This is a genomic window from Bacillus sp. UMB0728, from assembly GCF_002858875.1.
Lineage (GTDB): Bacteria > Bacillota > Bacilli > Bacillales > Cytobacillaceae > Bacillus_AB > Bacillus_AB infantis.
This window is the reverse complement of record NZ_PKLA01000003.1, coordinates 164,653-179,013: the sequence shown is the minus strand read 5'-3', so window position 1 is coordinate 179,013 and position 14,361 is coordinate 164,653. Positions and strand designations below refer to the sequence as shown.

Sequence of the window (14,361 nt, the reverse complement as noted above, 5' to 3'; positions counted from 1 at the left end):
AATATTAGACATAAAACTAATATAAAAGGAGATGAAAAACATGAAAGAATATCAAAAATTAGACACGCCTCAATTAGTTGAACTACAAAATGAACTAGGTTTCATCATTGCAACAGAGATCGACTTGTCACTAGCAAAAAACGGAGTATTGCTTTTAAAGGGTCGTTCTTACGACTTTGAAAGCAGTGAGGTTGTACAAGGTAATTTTAAAGAAGTCCAGTATACACTTAGCGAGGATAGCAATTACGACTTGGACGAAGATGGAAAAGTTATTGATAAATACTGAACTATACGAAAAAAGACTTAATATAATAATGCTTTCACTTGATTAGGGGGAGGAAAGTATGAAGTACGAAGTTACATGGACGGAGATTGATTATGATTGGCATAAAGAAATTCAGGAGCATGTAAACACAACTGAGCAATTTACCGATATCGAATCTGCAGTGACTTTCTACAAAGAAAAAAGTAAGGATAATTTTATTGAGCATATAAAATTAAGTGTAGTTCTAGCTGAACTCTCGAATTCCTAATGACTATGTGTGTTCAATCCTCTATAATTAACCAATAAATATACCGCCAAAAATCCAGGAGGATTGTAATATATACATGGAGAGAGCTAATAGAATAACTGTACATAACGAATATATTTATATGAGAACAAAAGATTACATATTCGAAGGTGAAACTCAAAAACTTTATTTGTATGCCGGATTGGTCATTAAACAATATTCCACAACAGATACTGAAATAAATAAGAAAGTCATTCCAGTGCATAGTGATTTAATCGAGGGTGAAGTATCTGCAATGCCAACTTATGCTGAAGAAATTCCATCAGGCACGTTTAGCTTTGATCTAACTAAAAAACAGTTTCATAAATTACTAACTAAAGCGCATGAAGATCCTGCAACGTTGTTTATATTTAAATTATAAGGGAGGTTATACAGTGAATAAAGTAATCCGTCCATCAAAGATCTGTACAATTTGCTGGGAAAACGGGACTGAAGATAGTAAGTATGGTGATGTCTGCGATAAATGCTTGCCTTTGACTAAAATTTATGAAGGGAGGCAGGTAAGCAAGTGATCGTATATAAAGTCATAAAGACAGACAAAGGAAGAGTAACTGTCCAGAAGAATGAATTTGGAATAATTGAGTTGAAGGTAAGAAGGAATAATCACACAGAGAAATTAACCTTACCATACCAAAAACTTGAGGATGTTGAAAAGATTGTTGAGATGCTGTTGAATTCAAAGCATATTAAAGGGAACAAGGAGGATTGAAAATGAATGACCAGTAACTTTAACAAAGAGATATATGAGTGTCTAGATCTTCTCCATGAGGATTATAAAGGTAAGTGTGACATACATATTTTCTACAGTAAATTCGATTACATAATGTGGACTGCTAAGAATTTATTTTTCGACTTAAGGCAAATTAAAAAGATTTTCAAAGACAAAATATTGGGATGCTACTTTTCCGGCAACAAAATGATCCATATCTATGCATTTAATCATAAGTTTGAAGACAGATACCTAAAGCAATGTGTCTTACATACGTTACTACATGAGCTAAGACACTATTATCAGAATGAAAATAACACTAAGTATTGGAACATGAAACATACATACAAGGTTACAGATGAAGACTATTCCACTGCACCAATAGAAAAGGATGCGAATAAGTTTGCGAATAGAATGATGATTAAGCATAGAGATAAGTTTAGTGACTATCTGAATGTGTACCCAGATTGGGATGTTAAAGGTTAAGCGAAATAATCAAATATAGGAGGTTATAAAGTGAACATTGTAGACAAGAGCTCAATATTACGCCAAATGACAAACAGGATGGATTCACTGCAGCATATGATTGATCGAGATTTTGGCGGTAATACTCACGATATTTTGATTCAATATAGGGAATTGAAGTATTGGAAGGAAGCAATTGAGAGAAATGAATTCAAGATCAGATTGTTAGGTGATGATGAATGAATTTAGAAGAATTCACAAACGCAGAACTAAAGACCTTACTAACTTTAATCGAAGACCAAATGAAGATATCAGAGAAGATGAAAAAGGTTTCTAGTCTTCGTGAGTTTCAAGAATGGGAAAATAAAAAGATTAGGGAGTTACAATTACTGTCTGTAAAAATAAACAATCAATTAGGGGATTACGATTGAATTATGAATGGAGGAATAGGCTTGAATAAGGACGAGTTGGAAGACATTTCACCTGAAGAATTAGAGGTATTACTAAAAAGGATCAATGATGTTGAGATGGGATATAGGATTAGCCAAAAAGACATAAAGGAAGTTATTGAAGGGTTTAGGAAAAAGAATGACTAAAAATATCTGTAAGCATGAAAACATTATTAGAGTAGGTGAAGCAATATATTGTATGGATTGTAAGGAAATTTTACATTTAATAAAAAATAATTAAGCATAAATTCTTTAACTTATCGTAAATTTAGGAGGATAAATATATGGAAATCACATTATTTGCAATTGGTTACATAATTTCAGTCGTAGTAAGCTGGTTTTTGATCAGAGTAGCTATTAATTCTGACGGCAATCCTGAATCTCATCCACAGTTTATGTTAGCGATATTTACGCTAATACCATTAGTAAATGTACTTCTTGGAGTATATGGACTAATTATGTTTGGTGGATTCGACTTTAATAGAATTGACTTTTTCAAAGTTAATAAGAAATAAATTTGCCAGTCAAATTCATGTTTGATTTGGATACTGAAAAACACCACAAAGGAGAAAAATAGTGAGTAAAAAACAAGGCAGAAATGATTTAATAATTGATGAAGACCTACCAGACATTGATTTTGATTTATTAGATGACCTTGATAATTTACCCGTAATTGAAACAGGGAAAGAAAGTAAGGTTATTTATTGTTTATCTGATAAAGAATTAGAAATTGTAAAGGAATGGGCGAGTGTTGCTGATTTGGAAAGACCTATGTTAGAAGATGAAAAGCAACTATACGATAAATTGTTTGGAGAGTAAGAATGTTTCTTTATAAAAGAGGGATTTCAGTCTAAGTAATTCCAAATCTGTACATACTGAAATACATAAAATCTAACAAATTTGAGGTGATAAAGTTGATAACTCCTCAGCCATACATAAACAGATTACAATATTTCATACAAACAAAGTTAGAATGTGAATTACCAAAGGATCTGCTGCATGATATCCAGTGTGCAATGTACGAATATGGGACTAAGTGTAGTGAAATTAGTGAGAAGGAAAAAATATATTGGAGACAATTAGCATTAAAAAATAATCAAACATAAAAAGGAGGTAATACTAATTAAAACAATTGAAGCAAGAAATAAAATTTATTTAGCTGATGGAAATAAAAAGATGCTAAAGGATGTTACAGAAAGCGACAAGATAATGAGTTTTAAGGAGGGAAGTATTTTAAGCTCTATTGTCATAAGCAAAGAAACATACTCTACTAAAGTCGATGAATTATTCCAAGTTGAAGTGTTGAGCGAACTAAATTCTTCTAAACGCAGAATAATATTAACAAGGGATCAATTACTACTTACTCCCGAGGGGTGTAAAAATGTAGATTCTTTAAGGAGTGGTCAAAGTATTTATAATTATGATTACATATTGTCAGATGAACAGATACAAGTTGCTTTAGGCAGTGGCTTAGCAGACTCTAACGTATTAAAAGACAACGAGAATATTCCAACTGTTAGGTATGTATTTTCACGAGTTGCAAAGAACCCACACATAGATTTACATAATAAGATTTTAGAAACTTTTGAAGACATAGTTTCAATAAATAAAGACAGAATATCTGGATATGGGTCAAAAATAAAAGTTGCGAATACACTAAGCATAAGAACTGCACCAGAATTTATGTATGACTTGAAAAATATTCGAAAATCTTCTTACAAACTAAATCAATCTATCTTAAGTAATTTGGATGCGCTAGGTCTTACAATATTTTACTTGGATGATGGAACTAAAAGAATGTGCAGAGACGATGGTGATGATGTGCCAAATATTACACCTAGAGTAAGTTTTTCTGTATACAAGTTTCCCTACGATGAAATATTATTATTTCAGAAGTTTCTATACAGTAAATTTAATATTAAATCAGAAATCAAGAAAGATAAAATACTTAGTAATGGAAAGCAATCTTTTAGAGTGGACATTAATACCGAAGGGACTGTTAGATTCTTTGACTTAATCTCCAAATATGTTCCAATGTCAATGCGCTATAAATTAAGTAAAAAGTGGAGAGATATTCCTGAATATAAGTGGTGGGAACAAAAAGGTAAATATGGAGCTGCGCCCCACTTTATTTCTAAAGTAAATACATATAAACATCCCACAGGACACAATAAAAGAAATTCAATATCGTTAGAAATCCAAAGTAATCAACCTTATATCGTTGAAGGATTTATTATAAAATAATTACATTCGAGCCTTATATAAGGCTCTTTGTTTTGCTTTAGGAATTAATTGATAAATTTATCAACTTTAATGGTTAAATTTGCATAAAAGCACTTGAATTATAATTCATTTTGGATATAATAAGGGTATAGATAAATAGATAAAATAATCTAATGTAATTAAACTGGTTTGTTGGGAGTATAATGAGGTATACACAGAGAGAGAAATTATAAAATATGGGGCTAGTAAAGGAGCGAGGAAACATGTTGGTTGGTTTTTTTGATTATATTAGACGGAATGCGAACAACTGGAAATCATATGAATTAAGGAAAACATTAAAAGAAGTTAATCAAGCAAAGCAATTACTTGAAAGGAAAATCAGAGAGATGGAAGGAGGAGATCAGTATGTTGGCTGAAAATGTTGTTAGATTGAATAATAATCAGTTGTTTGATGATATTGAGGCATTCTTAAATGAGTTGGAAGTCCATAGTAAAGGTACTCGGATTTCTTATGAATCAGACATTAGAAAATTTTTTAGGACTTTGAAGAATAAAGAAATTGAGCATCTAACAATTGATGATCTAACATTCAAGAAAAAAGACATAATAAACTACAGGAAATACTTAATGGATAATAATTTATCTAACAATACAATTAATAATAAAATTACTTCAGTTAAAAGCATGTATGACTTCTTGAGCTCTGAGTATGAAGTTAATGCAAATGTATTTAACATTAAAACACTGAAGGTACAGTCTAATCCATATGGAAGCTTATCACAGACAGAAGCAGAGAGAATGGCAGAGGTTGCTTATGAAACAGAAAGGGAAGATGGTTATCTGAAAAAGATGCTAATATTGTTCGCCATCAGGAGTTCGTTTCGTAAAAATGAGATATTAAATGTTAAATGGAGTGACTTTGAGGAAGAAAAAGGTGTCTATAAGGTTAAAACTGTGGTTGGTAAAGGACAAAAACAGAATACTACAGCTATCTCAGCTAAACTATACAACCAGATATTAGAGCTTAAAGAGATGAATAAGGGTCGTAAGTGGAGTGGCGATCCTGAGATTGTATTTCAGATTTCACCTGCTGCAATTGATAAGTTGATGGCCAGGCTTCGTAATAAGATGGGAATATCAAAAGAAAGAAATGTGGTATTCCATTCGTTCAGAGGAATTGCTATTGATTTCAGTCTAAGCACATCAAACGGGAATATAACGGAAGCTGCAATACATGCTAATCACAGTAGTCCGGCAACTACTTTCAAACACTATGTTAATAAGACTAAGGACTATACTCAGACACCGGGAGTAAGAATGGATCAACAGTTTGATTTATCGTTCTTGGCTGATGTATCAATTGAAGACTTAAAGGATTTTATTAAGCAGAGTAGTTTGAAGGTGCAAATGGATTTGAAGGATTTTCTGGAAAAGAAATAAATTAATAAGAGGGAGGACTATATATATGGCGATATTAGAGAGGGAAGTTATTATTACACTGGGTGGAAAAAATATTAAATACTATGAAAATAAGGGATATACCCTTGAGAGATATATAAATAAATATGGAAAATCAGTGGTGTTAATAGGTAGTGAATTAATAGTTAAAGTCGAAGATCTGCCCAGTGGGAGTGAAGTCAGGCTTACAAAAATTTGTGATATATGTGGGGTGCATTGTCATAATATAACTTATTACCAAATTACAAAATCCAGAATCTCAGGAGACGGTAAGGATAGATGTTTTTCATGCGGCAAAGATAAGGCTAGAGAGAAATTACTAAACAGTATAGATTACGAAAATTCTCTTGAGAAATATGCATTAGATAAAAATAAATTATATCTTTTGAGAGAATACAGTGACAAAAATCCAAAGAGTCCAGATAAAATTTCTTATGCTTCTGGTCAACCATATCTTTGGAACTGTTCTACATGTCAAAGTGAATATAAAGCATATGCTTATAATCGTACAAATCAAGATACAGCTTGCCCTTTTTGCAAAGGTTTTCAAGTTAACCATACAAATTGTTTGTGGACACTAAAGCCGGAAATAGCAAAGTTATTAAAGGATGAAGATTTAGGGTATAAATTAACTATAGGCAGTAATAAAACCGCTATATTTGTTTGTCCCAATTGTAATTTGGAGCAATCAAAAATAATTAATGCAGTTTCTAAATTAGACTACTTTCCTTGTAGCAAGTGCTCTGATGGAATATCATATAGTGAAAAATTTATGGCAGCTTTATTAGATCAGACCTCGCAGATTTTTGAGAGAGAAAAAACTTTCAAATGGTCACAAAATAAAAGGTATGACTTTTACTTACCAAATAAGAATTGCATAATTGAAACTCACGGCATACAACACTATTCTAAAGTTAAGAGGTTTCATTTTCATAAAACCTTTGAAGAGGAAATAAGTAATGATAATTTTAAAATGTATAATGCATTAAATAATGGTATTGACCTTTATATTGTTATTGACTGCTCTTTATCTGATAAGGATTTTTTAAAGAAGTCTATTACCGAAAGCGATATGTTGAAGTTGCTTAATATAGAAAAAGTTGATTGGGATCTTTGTCATGAATTTGCCACAAATACCAACCTTTTGAAAACTATTAGCGATATTTGGACTAATAAAACTAAGAACGTAAATGAGATTGCTAAATTCGTAAAATTAGAAAGAAGCACAGTTGTAAGAAAATTAAAAAAATGCAGTGATTTGGGTCTCTGCACTTATGATCCGAAAGTAGCTCAAAGAGAGTCGGGGTTAAAGAGTGGACATTCAGGTAAAATAGAAGTGGTTCAACTAAGTATGGATGGAAAGCTTATAAAACTCTGGGAGAGTGCTATGGATGCCAGAAGAGAATTGAACATCTATAATATTGCATATGCTTGCAAAGGCAGATATATCTCAGCAGGAGGCTTTAAATGGAAGTATGCTGATGATTATTTTGTTAATGAATACCTCAATGATACCAAGAAAATAGTGGAAGTACCTTAATATGAAATAAACTGTAAAATTGTTTACATCGAATGCTAAATAAAGTATTATTTAATGTGAGACCATTGAGACAGATATTTAACATCCTATTCTAATTAATATAAGTGAGGTGTTCTTTCGATTTGCTGAAGGACAGAAGAGAATTAGAAGATAAGCTAATAAAAACTATTGTTAACTCAAAACTTAAAACTGAAAAAGACAAGGTGGAGGATATTAAACTTCACCTTAGCAAGAATTATCAGATAGGTTCTGGTAAGATTCAGAAGTTCCTAAACAACCCTAAAAAAGAAATAGAGGATCTTGACATTAGAGAGCTATATCTATTTACAGAGCAGGTATTCAGTAAGACAGGGAATATGGAAATTGACCCTGATACCTATTTTACTGACATTGATATTAGAGAATCCAGACAATTTAGTGGTTTAACAGAAGCTAAGAAATCTGAGATTGACTTTCCAATCACTGTTACTAATGCACAGGTGGTTGGTAACAGTGCTTATATGGTGACTTTAGATATTAAAGTTATCGATAAATTGTTGACATCTCAACTTCTTCATTACAACTATGATCTGCAAAGAGAAGCAAAATACACAAGGCGTAAAGATAAAGTCATCATTGAGCCAACTTTAAATATGAAAAATGTAACTGAAATCCAATCTCACTTACTCCAAGGTACATTGGTGCCAACGGTATTAGTATTTAACGCTGCGACACGAAGTGCTGAAAGTGGTACTGAATTAATTTTTGATTCTAAAAAGATGGAGTTAACAATAACTAAGGATACTAAATTGGATGTAGTTGATGGATTTCATAGGTGTCGTGCTTCACAATTAGCGTTACAGCAGAATCCAGAATTAAACTTTAACTTTGCAGTATTAATAACCAATTACTCAACTAAAAAATCTCAACAATATCAGGCACAATTGGCGAAGGCTACTCCTTTATCTAAAACAAGGATTCAAGAGCTTGAAGCAAACAGATTGAGCGATACAGTTGTTCAACAATTAAGAGAAGAATCAGAATTAAGAGGGAAAATTTCTCAAACTAACAGGATTCACTCATTAAATAAAGAATTAGTAACATACAATGTTCTAGCAGACACAATAGATGAAGAATTTAAAATGAATACTCGTGCTGATGCTGCTGATGTAGGAGACTATCTAACGGAGGTGTTCTCATTCTTAATTGGCTCTTATCCAGAAGAGTTCATTAATAACCTTGCGGAAAGTCGTAAAAATACAATCATTAATGATAATAATATGTTCGTTGGGTACCTTGTTCTTGCCAGAAGAATGATGGAAAATGGTTTAAAAGAAAGAGAAATAAGAAATCTTATTAAAAATATTGATTTCTCAAGAGACAACGATTTGTGGAAAGAATTAGGAGTTTTGGACGGTAAAGGTAATATTGCTGATACAGTAAAGGCTCGAAGAGCGATTAAGCAATATTTTGAGAAGTTGGAGATCAAATAATATATAAAAAATTTACTAATAGTAGGGATGAGTTTAGATGGCGATAAAATTATACAATGAAGAAATTAAAGAGAGATTTTTATCTACTTATGAAAATGAAGGTTCGCAGTACACTCTAAGTCATATACTTTCCAAAGCAATTTATGAAGAGTCTAGATTAGAAAAAGATCTGTATGATTTTAATCTATCTGAAATTGGAGAAGTTATTGCAAATGCAAAACCTCATTCTAAAAGTGTGGCAAAATCATACGGAAGGTTCTTAACACAGTATATTTCATGGGCTATCGAAGAAGGACTCAGAAAAAGTAACATTAATCCCTTAAAGGGCATCAACGATTCTTGGTTTGATGATTTAGTGGACAACACGAAAAAGATCCATTACTCAGAAGATGAATTTTATACATTATTAGAGCAGCTACCAAATGCGCAGGATCAAGGATTTTTGTTCTTATTATTTCACGGGATCATGGGAAAATCTTTCAGTCAAATTCAACCTTTAACTTATAACGATGTAGATTGGAATAATAATGAGATATATATTAAGGAACGAGATGAGAAAATCAAAGTAAGTGATCGTGGAATGAGATATATTGAAAATGCTTATAAAGCAGCTTCTTATCTGAATTATGATCCAGAAACAGGTGGATATAAGGAAAGACCACTATTGGAGTCAGACTATATAATTAAACAAGCAAGTAGCCCGAGATCAAAAGAAGGATCACCAGTTACAGTTACTACTTTATACAATAGATTAAATAATATAAGAACAGAGTTCGATTTAGAACATCTAACTCCAATCGCATTACGTCAGTCCGGTATGATAAGTTTGGCAGCCAAAATACTCCAAGAGAAAATAGCCAATGGAGAAGAACCTAAGCTATCCAGAGAAGATATTAAAGTGATTGGTGATAAGTATCAAGCATCCAAGATTGAAGTTGGAGAATATAGCTACTATAATAGGTCATTAATGAAGCCATTTATAAATGCAGAAAAACTCAAAGAATTGTATGACATAGACTTTATAGAATTTGGTTCAGACAACGATTGATTATAAATATTCAAAAAAATATCCCTTGAAAATAAGGGATATTAACCTACATAATATAAAATAAACTATAAAAATAAATCTAACATTTTTGCATAAAAATCAACCTACTTAGAGAAATAATCCAATTTTTTTAGGCGAAATAATTGGAATGTTGTGGGACATGAAATTCAATTTGTCAATAAAAAGATTTCATGTTCGACAAGACTTCTATTGTTTCGACAAAACAAGACAAAGACAAGACGTTAAATATGTTGTAAACTGTAAATAAGTAGTAAGAATGATACAAAAAAGTTCACGAAAACGTGAATCGTGAGGTAGGGCAAATGTTACAGCCCTTTTACCTTCTCCTAAGTTTCCATTCGTATAAGTCATCGATACAACAATCAAGTACATCAGCAATTAACTTGGCGTTATAGATGGTCATTAATCTGGTGTTCGCTATGTATTCGTTAATTTGCTGCTTAGATATACCAGTCTTTTCTGATAGATCAACTTGAGTCATGTATCGTTTGTTTAGTAGATTAAGGAGAAGGCATTTCCCGACAATATCTTTAGACATCGGAAAATCCTCCTATTACTTAAGTCATGAATCTTACTGTATCATACCAATTGCTACCAATTTACACAAGAAAATAATTGTTAAGTATAAAGTTGTAATCGAACGCTGTTCGCATTATAATAGAACTACGAACAAAAATACGAACATACATTCTATTTTAATGAAGTTTTAAAAGGGACGATTGCAACCAAAAACATTATTGCCCAAATACAGGAGGACAAAACATAATGAAGAATATTGCACAAATTGTTGCTCAATTACACATGGTCTTTGAAACATCTTTAAGTGAAGACTCTTTGCTTAATAGCTTTCATCCAGATGTCATTATAGGTGCTAAAGTTGAAATTACTCTCCCAGATGGTAGCGTACATACTACGTCTATTGCTACCATTAATGAGTTATCACATGTAAGTTACGAGAATAATAGTGATGAAGATGAATACAAATAAAAAGCCACTAAGCATGGGGATGCTCAATGGCAGACGGTTATGTACAGTTTAGTTTGGTCGCTTAACTGTTCAAAGCAATTGTAACATATAGTCAATAAGAATACAAAGAGTGAATATGTTTCTAAACAGACACAATGATCACCAATGAATCAGCAGCTAGAGAGAATGATTTATTGGTGATTGTTTTGAATAAAGATAAAATAATTTAAAGTAAAATGGTAATTTTATGTTGACTATTAAGATAAAATAAACTAATATAAAATTAAGTTAATAATATGAAAGGAGAAGATACAGTGCTTGCAGGTGATTACATAAAGAGGATTATGGAAGACAGTAAGAAAGCATATGAGCTTTATCAACAAGGAGTATTAACAGAAGCAGATATGCAGAGGGTATTAGGCTTGATGGATCTGGAGAATGATTTAGAGGCTGCTAAGATATTGCTGAGGGAAGAGTTGAAGGAGATTAGGGAAAAGTAACCAAAACATAAGAAAAGGGGTTAATGTTTAAATATGGATATAAATGAAGCACATGAAGTTGAATCAATTTTAGCAAAGTTAGAATGTCAGGGAATGGACGTAAAAAGGCTGTCGCAAATTTTAACTCCTATGATTGAAAATGAAAAAGCTAAAGAGTTTAAAGAAAAAAGAAAAATAAAATACTCATGGGGTAAGTTTGATCCTGTCAAAACAATTTCAAGAATTTCAGAGATATTTAATGCAGAGACATTGTTTGAAGAAGCTTCTTATGAAGAATCTGTATTGAACAACGAGACTAATGACATTTTGCACGTATTTGAACTACTAGATTTATCAGATGATGAACTACTTGATTATGCCAAAAAGCTAAGAGAAATCAAACAGTACAGACGTAGAGCTAAAGACTTTGTTGAAATAATTAGACCTTTAAGGGATTATGTGAATGAGAACAAACAAGTCTTGAAAAAGTTAGGTAATGTAAGGGCTGAAACGGAACGAATTGTAGCTAGATTAGAGAATAGACAATATAAGCCCAGAGTAGATACTACATTGGAACATGCCTTTAAAAAGGCTTCTGGCAAACGTGATGTAGAATTACATATGGTTCAATAAAAGATGAAATTTACCATAATACAAAGGAGATTAAACAAATGAATATATTAAAAGTACCTGTCAAATTTACTGCTGAAGACACTGTATACACAACTAAGCAAACTAATCTAGAAACTGAGTGTGAAATTTGTGAGGGTAAGGGAACAATTGACTTTAACAATAAGAATATGAGATGTCCAGAATGCCATGGTAAAGGTAAATTCACCTCTAATAAAAAGCATTATACCGTGTGTGAGGAGCCATTTATCATATCAACAACTAAAATTAATATTAGTAGTGATGGTAAAGTGAACGTCAGGTACAAAGGAAGGTGTGGACATAGTAACTATAGTAGAGGAACAGAAAACTTATTTTTCACCAAAGAGGAAGCACAGTTGAAGTGTAATGAATTGAATAAGATTAAGATCCTCACAAACTTAGAAGATATTATTGTCCCAGAGGAGTTTAAAGGAACTACTCCTTCTGTAGATAAGATTCAAGAAAGATTAAGCTACTACAAGGAAAATAATAAGTTTGAAAAGTATATTGTAGTAAATCGTGAAATGGTGCTCCAAGATGGTTATATTACATACTTGCTTTGCAAGCTGCTAAATATTGATTATACGAATGTGATTGTTGAAGATCAAAACTAAATAAAAAGATTGTTTTAAATGAAGGAGGATAATTAATTGAAGTTTAATATATCTGTAGAGTATGATATCCACAATGATTATGAGGAATTGGATGAGGTCATAAAAGAGAAAATTGCTGAACAATTGAGCTATAGGATAATGAGTGAATTGGGAGGTAAATTTAATTCTCAAATTCAGACCATTGCCAGCGATATTAAGAGGAAAATCGTAAATCAAGTTGTAGAAGATCTTAGTTCCATGATTGTAACTGAAGATATTAAGGAGAAAGTGGAAACTAAGGTAAATACAAAGTTAAATAATGATTACATAAAGGGATTGAGTAGTCGATTGATTAAGGATGTGGAACCATTGGTAACTAAGATGGTCAAAAATGAAGCAAATAAAGCTACAGAGAAACTAAGAAAAGATATCAGCAGCGTGTTTAAATTACAGTAAAGCATACATTTTATAAGAAATAATTTAATAAACGGAGGTAAAGATGAATTATCAATTTGAGAAAAATAAACTCTACGCTTATCTAGGTAAGCACTTGGTTGAGCAATTTAAAAAATATGGCGTTATCGTAGCAGGAGGAACAATTACAAGCCTCTTCAGTAATAAGGATATTAATGACATTGATGTGTATTTTAGGAGTGAAAAATCAATTCTTAATTTTGTTACTGACACTTGGGATGATCAGAACTGGGTAGTCTCTCATACAAAGAAAGCGACTCAGTTTGCTTTTCCGATAAAGGATAGGGAAGCTGTTGATGTGCAGCTGATTCATTTTCAATATTTTAATAGTCCAGAAGACATTTTCAATACTTTTGATTATACAGTGTGCATGGGAGCATTTGATTTTCAGACAGAAGAATTTGTACTTCATGAGGATTTTCTCAAACACAATTCTCAACGCTTGCTTAAGTTTAATTCAGAAACTGCATTCCCTATAGTGTCATTATTGCGTGTTCAGAAATATGAAGGCAGGGGATATAGAATCTCTAAGCCAGAATTCATCCGTATTATTCTTACTTGTATGAACCTAGAAATCAATACATATGAAGAGTTGAAAGAACAGATGGGTGGCATGTATGGAATCAATTACGATAAGTTATTTGAGGATGTTGAGGATGAAGAGTTTGATCTTCAGGAAGCCATTGATAAAATTGCTGAATTGGCATTGGATGAAGATTATTTTAAAAAGCCTACACAAGTTAAATTTGATGACCTAGAGGACATCTTAGACACAATTAGCAAAGAACCTAAGCCATATCTGAATATTAACGAAAGGCATTTTGTCATAAGTCATGATGATTTGCTCAGAGAAGTCGATTCTAAGCCTCCATATGCGGCTGAATTAGATCCAGTTAAATTCTTTAATGAAAATAAACTCTATAAATTTGTTAAGAAATTAGGCGAAAGATATTATAGTCACTATGACAATGATTTTGAATACATAATTGGTAAAGAAGTTGCTGCCAACTTTAATAAGAGTCGAAGTAGTTATAACAATGGTCACGCTGGAAAACTGCATCTCAGTGAAAAAAGAGATATCCAAAGGTCATTTGAAAATAAGAGTAACAGTGTATTGATTGAACTTGATGTTAATCCTGAATACTTCATTGGCAAAGATTACGGTCATGTGCTTGCTACAAAGGCGACTATGATTAGAGAAGTGCCTAAGTCTGAATGGGAGAAATGGTAAAATAATTAAA

General features: G+C 32.0%; 23 protein-coding genes. 22 read left to right on the top strand and 1 reads right to left on the bottom strand.

Annotated elements, in window-relative coordinates:
• The first annotated feature begins 40 nt into the window (after positions 1-40).
• From CYJ37_RS11815 to CYJ37_RS11750, 16 genes are all read left to right on the top strand, one after another.
• A complete protein-coding gene (locus CYJ37_RS11815) occupies positions 41-286 on the top strand; it encodes a hypothetical protein (RefSeq protein ID WP_101549943.1) in 246 nt (81 codons plus the stop codon).
• A gap of 58 nt (positions 287-344) precedes the next feature.
• Positions 345-533 carry a hypothetical protein gene (locus tag CYJ37_RS11810; protein WP_101549941.1) on the top strand — a complete coding sequence of 63 codons (189 nt, stop codon included), beginning with the start codon at positions 345-347 and terminating at the stop codon, positions 531-533.
• A 76-nt stretch (positions 534-609) separates the two neighbouring features.
• On the top strand, positions 610-933 hold the full coding sequence (locus CYJ37_RS11805) for a hypothetical protein (RefSeq protein WP_101549939.1): 324 nt from the start codon (positions 610-612) through the stop codon (positions 931-933).
• Positions 934-1,080: 147 nt separating this feature from the next.
• Positions 1,081-1,281 carry a hypothetical protein gene (locus tag CYJ37_RS11800; protein ID WP_101549937.1) on the top strand — a complete coding sequence of 67 codons (201 nt, stop codon included), beginning with the start codon at positions 1,081-1,083 and terminating at the stop codon, positions 1,279-1,281.
• Positions 1,282-1,287: 6 nt separating this feature from the next.
• On the top strand, positions 1,288-1,767 hold the full coding sequence (locus tag CYJ37_RS28045) for a DUF3920 family protein (protein ID WP_101549935.1): 480 nt from the start codon (positions 1,288-1,290) through the stop codon (positions 1,765-1,767).
• A 30-nt stretch (positions 1,768-1,797) separates the two neighbouring features.
• The gene (locus CYJ37_RS11790) at positions 1,798-1,989 is read left to right on the top strand and encodes a hypothetical protein (RefSeq protein WP_101549933.1); all 192 of its coding nucleotides are present in this window, start codon (positions 1,798-1,800) and stop codon (positions 1,987-1,989) included.
• The gene (locus tag CYJ37_RS11785) at positions 1,986-2,177 is read left to right on the top strand and encodes a hypothetical protein (RefSeq protein WP_101549931.1); all 192 of its coding nucleotides are present in this window, start codon (positions 1,986-1,988) and stop codon (positions 2,175-2,177) included. Before CYJ37_RS11790 ends, CYJ37_RS11785 begins: the two co-directional genes overlap by 4 nt.
• 21 nt (positions 2,178-2,198) lie before the next feature.
• Entirely contained in the window at positions 2,199-2,342 is a 144-nt protein-coding gene (locus CYJ37_RS27185; RefSeq protein ID WP_180827326.1) for a hypothetical protein, read from the top strand.
• 137 nt (positions 2,343-2,479) lie between these two features.
• Complete coding sequence (locus CYJ37_RS11780; RefSeq protein WP_101549929.1) at positions 2,480-2,710, top strand: hypothetical protein; 231 nt, start codon at positions 2,480-2,482, stop codon at positions 2,708-2,710.
• A gap of 61 nt (positions 2,711-2,771) precedes the next feature.
• Positions 2,772-3,014 (top strand): hypothetical protein, encoded by a 243-nt coding sequence (locus tag CYJ37_RS11775; protein WP_101549925.1) that lies wholly within the window; start codon positions 2,772-2,774, stop codon positions 3,012-3,014.
• Between the two features lie 357 nt (positions 3,015-3,371).
• Positions 3,372-4,439, top strand: coding sequence for a hypothetical protein (locus CYJ37_RS11770; RefSeq protein WP_101549923.1), 1,068 nt, complete (start codon positions 3,372-3,374; stop codon positions 4,437-4,439).
• Positions 4,440-4,681: 242 nt separating this feature from the next.
• The gene (locus CYJ37_RS27180) at positions 4,682-4,834 is read left to right on the top strand and encodes a hypothetical protein (RefSeq protein ID WP_180827325.1); all 153 of its coding nucleotides are present in this window, start codon (positions 4,682-4,684) and stop codon (positions 4,832-4,834) included.
• The gene (locus CYJ37_RS11765; RefSeq protein WP_101549921.1) at positions 4,824-5,858 is read left to right on the top strand and encodes a site-specific integrase; all 1,035 of its coding nucleotides are present in this window, start codon (positions 4,824-4,826) and stop codon (positions 5,856-5,858) included. Before CYJ37_RS27180 ends, CYJ37_RS11765 begins: the two co-directional genes overlap by 11 nt.
• 25 nt (positions 5,859-5,883) lie before the next feature.
• Entirely contained in the window at positions 5,884-7,416 is a 1,533-nt protein-coding gene (locus CYJ37_RS11760) for a zinc-ribbon domain-containing protein (protein ID WP_101549919.1), read from the top strand.
• A gap of 122 nt (positions 7,417-7,538) precedes the next feature.
• Positions 7,539-8,888, top strand: a complete 1,350-nt coding sequence (locus tag CYJ37_RS11755; RefSeq protein WP_101549918.1) for a DNA sulfur modification protein DndB — start codon at positions 7,539-7,541, stop codon at positions 8,886-8,888.
• Between the two features lie 37 nt (positions 8,889-8,925).
• On the top strand, positions 8,926-9,936 hold the full coding sequence (locus CYJ37_RS11750; RefSeq protein ID WP_101549916.1) for a phage lytic cycle repressor MrpR family protein: 1,011 nt from the start codon (positions 8,926-8,928) through the stop codon (positions 9,934-9,936).
• Positions 9,937-10,273: 337 nt separating this feature from the next.
• Here the strand turns inward: CYJ37_RS11750 and CYJ37_RS11745 are convergent, their stop codons facing one another.
• Positions 10,274-10,495 carry a helix-turn-helix transcriptional regulator gene (locus tag CYJ37_RS11745; protein ID WP_101549914.1) on the bottom strand — a complete coding sequence of 74 codons (222 nt, stop codon included), beginning with the start codon at positions 10,493-10,495 and terminating at the stop codon, positions 10,274-10,276.
• Positions 10,496-10,722: 227 nt separating this feature from the next.
• Here CYJ37_RS11745 and CYJ37_RS11740 point away from each other — a divergent pair, with 227 nt between their 5' ends.
• The 6 genes from CYJ37_RS11740 (at position 10,723) to CYJ37_RS11715 (ending at position 14,351) form a co-directional block, all read left to right on the top strand.
• Positions 10,723-10,944 carry a hypothetical protein gene (locus CYJ37_RS11740; RefSeq protein WP_101549912.1) on the top strand — a complete coding sequence of 74 codons (222 nt, stop codon included), beginning with the start codon at positions 10,723-10,725 and terminating at the stop codon, positions 10,942-10,944.
• 293 nt (positions 10,945-11,237) lie between these two features.
• The gene (locus CYJ37_RS11735; protein ID WP_101549910.1) at positions 11,238-11,423 is read left to right on the top strand and encodes a hypothetical protein; all 186 of its coding nucleotides are present in this window, start codon (positions 11,238-11,240) and stop codon (positions 11,421-11,423) included.
• A gap of 33 nt (positions 11,424-11,456) precedes the next feature.
• Entirely contained in the window at positions 11,457-12,035 is a 579-nt protein-coding gene (locus CYJ37_RS11730; protein WP_101549908.1) for a hypothetical protein, read from the top strand.
• Between the two features lie 38 nt (positions 12,036-12,073).
• On the top strand, positions 12,074-12,667 hold the full coding sequence (locus CYJ37_RS11725; protein ID WP_101549906.1) for a hypothetical protein: 594 nt from the start codon (positions 12,074-12,076) through the stop codon (positions 12,665-12,667).
• Between the two features lie 36 nt (positions 12,668-12,703).
• A complete protein-coding gene (locus tag CYJ37_RS11720) occupies positions 12,704-13,102 on the top strand; it encodes a hypothetical protein (RefSeq protein WP_101549904.1) in 399 nt (132 codons plus the stop codon).
• 43 nt (positions 13,103-13,145) lie between these two features.
• Positions 13,146-14,351: a hypothetical protein gene (locus CYJ37_RS11715; protein WP_101549902.1), complete on the top strand. Its 1,206-nt coding sequence runs from the start codon at positions 13,146-13,148 to the stop codon at positions 14,349-14,351.
• Positions 14,352-14,361 lie beyond the last annotated feature (10 nt).

What these genes read in the sequence shown, in the direction of transcription:
- CYJ37_RS11815 (WP_101549943.1), top strand. Translation starts at nt 41, where the DNA reads ATGAAAGAATATCAAAAATTAGACACGCCTCAATTAGTTGAACTACAA.
- CYJ37_RS11810 (WP_101549941.1), top strand. Translation starts at nt 345, where the DNA reads ATGAAGTACGAAGTTACATGGACGGAGATTGATTATGATTGGCATAAA.
- CYJ37_RS11805 (WP_101549939.1), top strand. Translation starts at nt 610, where the DNA reads ATGGAGAGAGCTAATAGAATAACTGTACATAACGAATATATTTATATG.
- CYJ37_RS28045 (WP_101549935.1), top strand. Translation starts at nt 1,288, where the DNA reads ATGACCAGTAACTTTAACAAAGAGATATATGAGTGTCTAGATCTTCTC.
- CYJ37_RS11785 (WP_101549931.1), top strand. Translation starts at nt 1,986, where the DNA reads ATGAATTTAGAAGAATTCACAAACGCAGAACTAAAGACCTTACTAACT.
- CYJ37_RS11780 (WP_101549929.1), top strand. Translation starts at nt 2,480, where the DNA reads ATGGAAATCACATTATTTGCAATTGGTTACATAATTTCAGTCGTAGTA.
- CYJ37_RS11770 (WP_101549923.1), top strand. Translation starts at nt 3,372, where the DNA reads ATGCTAAAGGATGTTACAGAAAGCGACAAGATAATGAGTTTTAAGGAG.
- CYJ37_RS27180 (WP_180827325.1), top strand. Translation starts at nt 4,682, where the DNA reads ATGTTGGTTGGTTTTTTTGATTATATTAGACGGAATGCGAACAACTGG.
- CYJ37_RS11765 (WP_101549921.1), top strand. Translation starts at nt 4,824, where the DNA reads ATGTTGGCTGAAAATGTTGTTAGATTGAATAATAATCAGTTGTTTGAT.
- CYJ37_RS11760 (WP_101549919.1), top strand. Translation starts at nt 5,884, where the DNA reads ATGGCGATATTAGAGAGGGAAGTTATTATTACACTGGGTGGAAAAAAT.
- CYJ37_RS11750 (WP_101549916.1), top strand. Translation starts at nt 8,926, where the DNA reads ATGGCGATAAAATTATACAATGAAGAAATTAAAGAGAGATTTTTATCT.
- CYJ37_RS11745 (WP_101549914.1), bottom strand. Translation starts at nt 10,495, where the DNA reads ATGTCTAAAGATATTGTCGGGAAATGCCTTCTCCTTAATCTACTAAAC.
- CYJ37_RS11740 (WP_101549912.1), top strand. Translation starts at nt 10,723, where the DNA reads ATGAAGAATATTGCACAAATTGTTGCTCAATTACACATGGTCTTTGAA.
- CYJ37_RS11730 (WP_101549908.1), top strand. Translation starts at nt 11,457, where the DNA reads ATGGATATAAATGAAGCACATGAAGTTGAATCAATTTTAGCAAAGTTA.
- CYJ37_RS11725 (WP_101549906.1), top strand. Translation starts at nt 12,074, where the DNA reads ATGAATATATTAAAAGTACCTGTCAAATTTACTGCTGAAGACACTGTA.
- CYJ37_RS11715 (WP_101549902.1), top strand. Translation starts at nt 13,146, where the DNA reads ATGAATTATCAATTTGAGAAAAATAAACTCTACGCTTATCTAGGTAAG.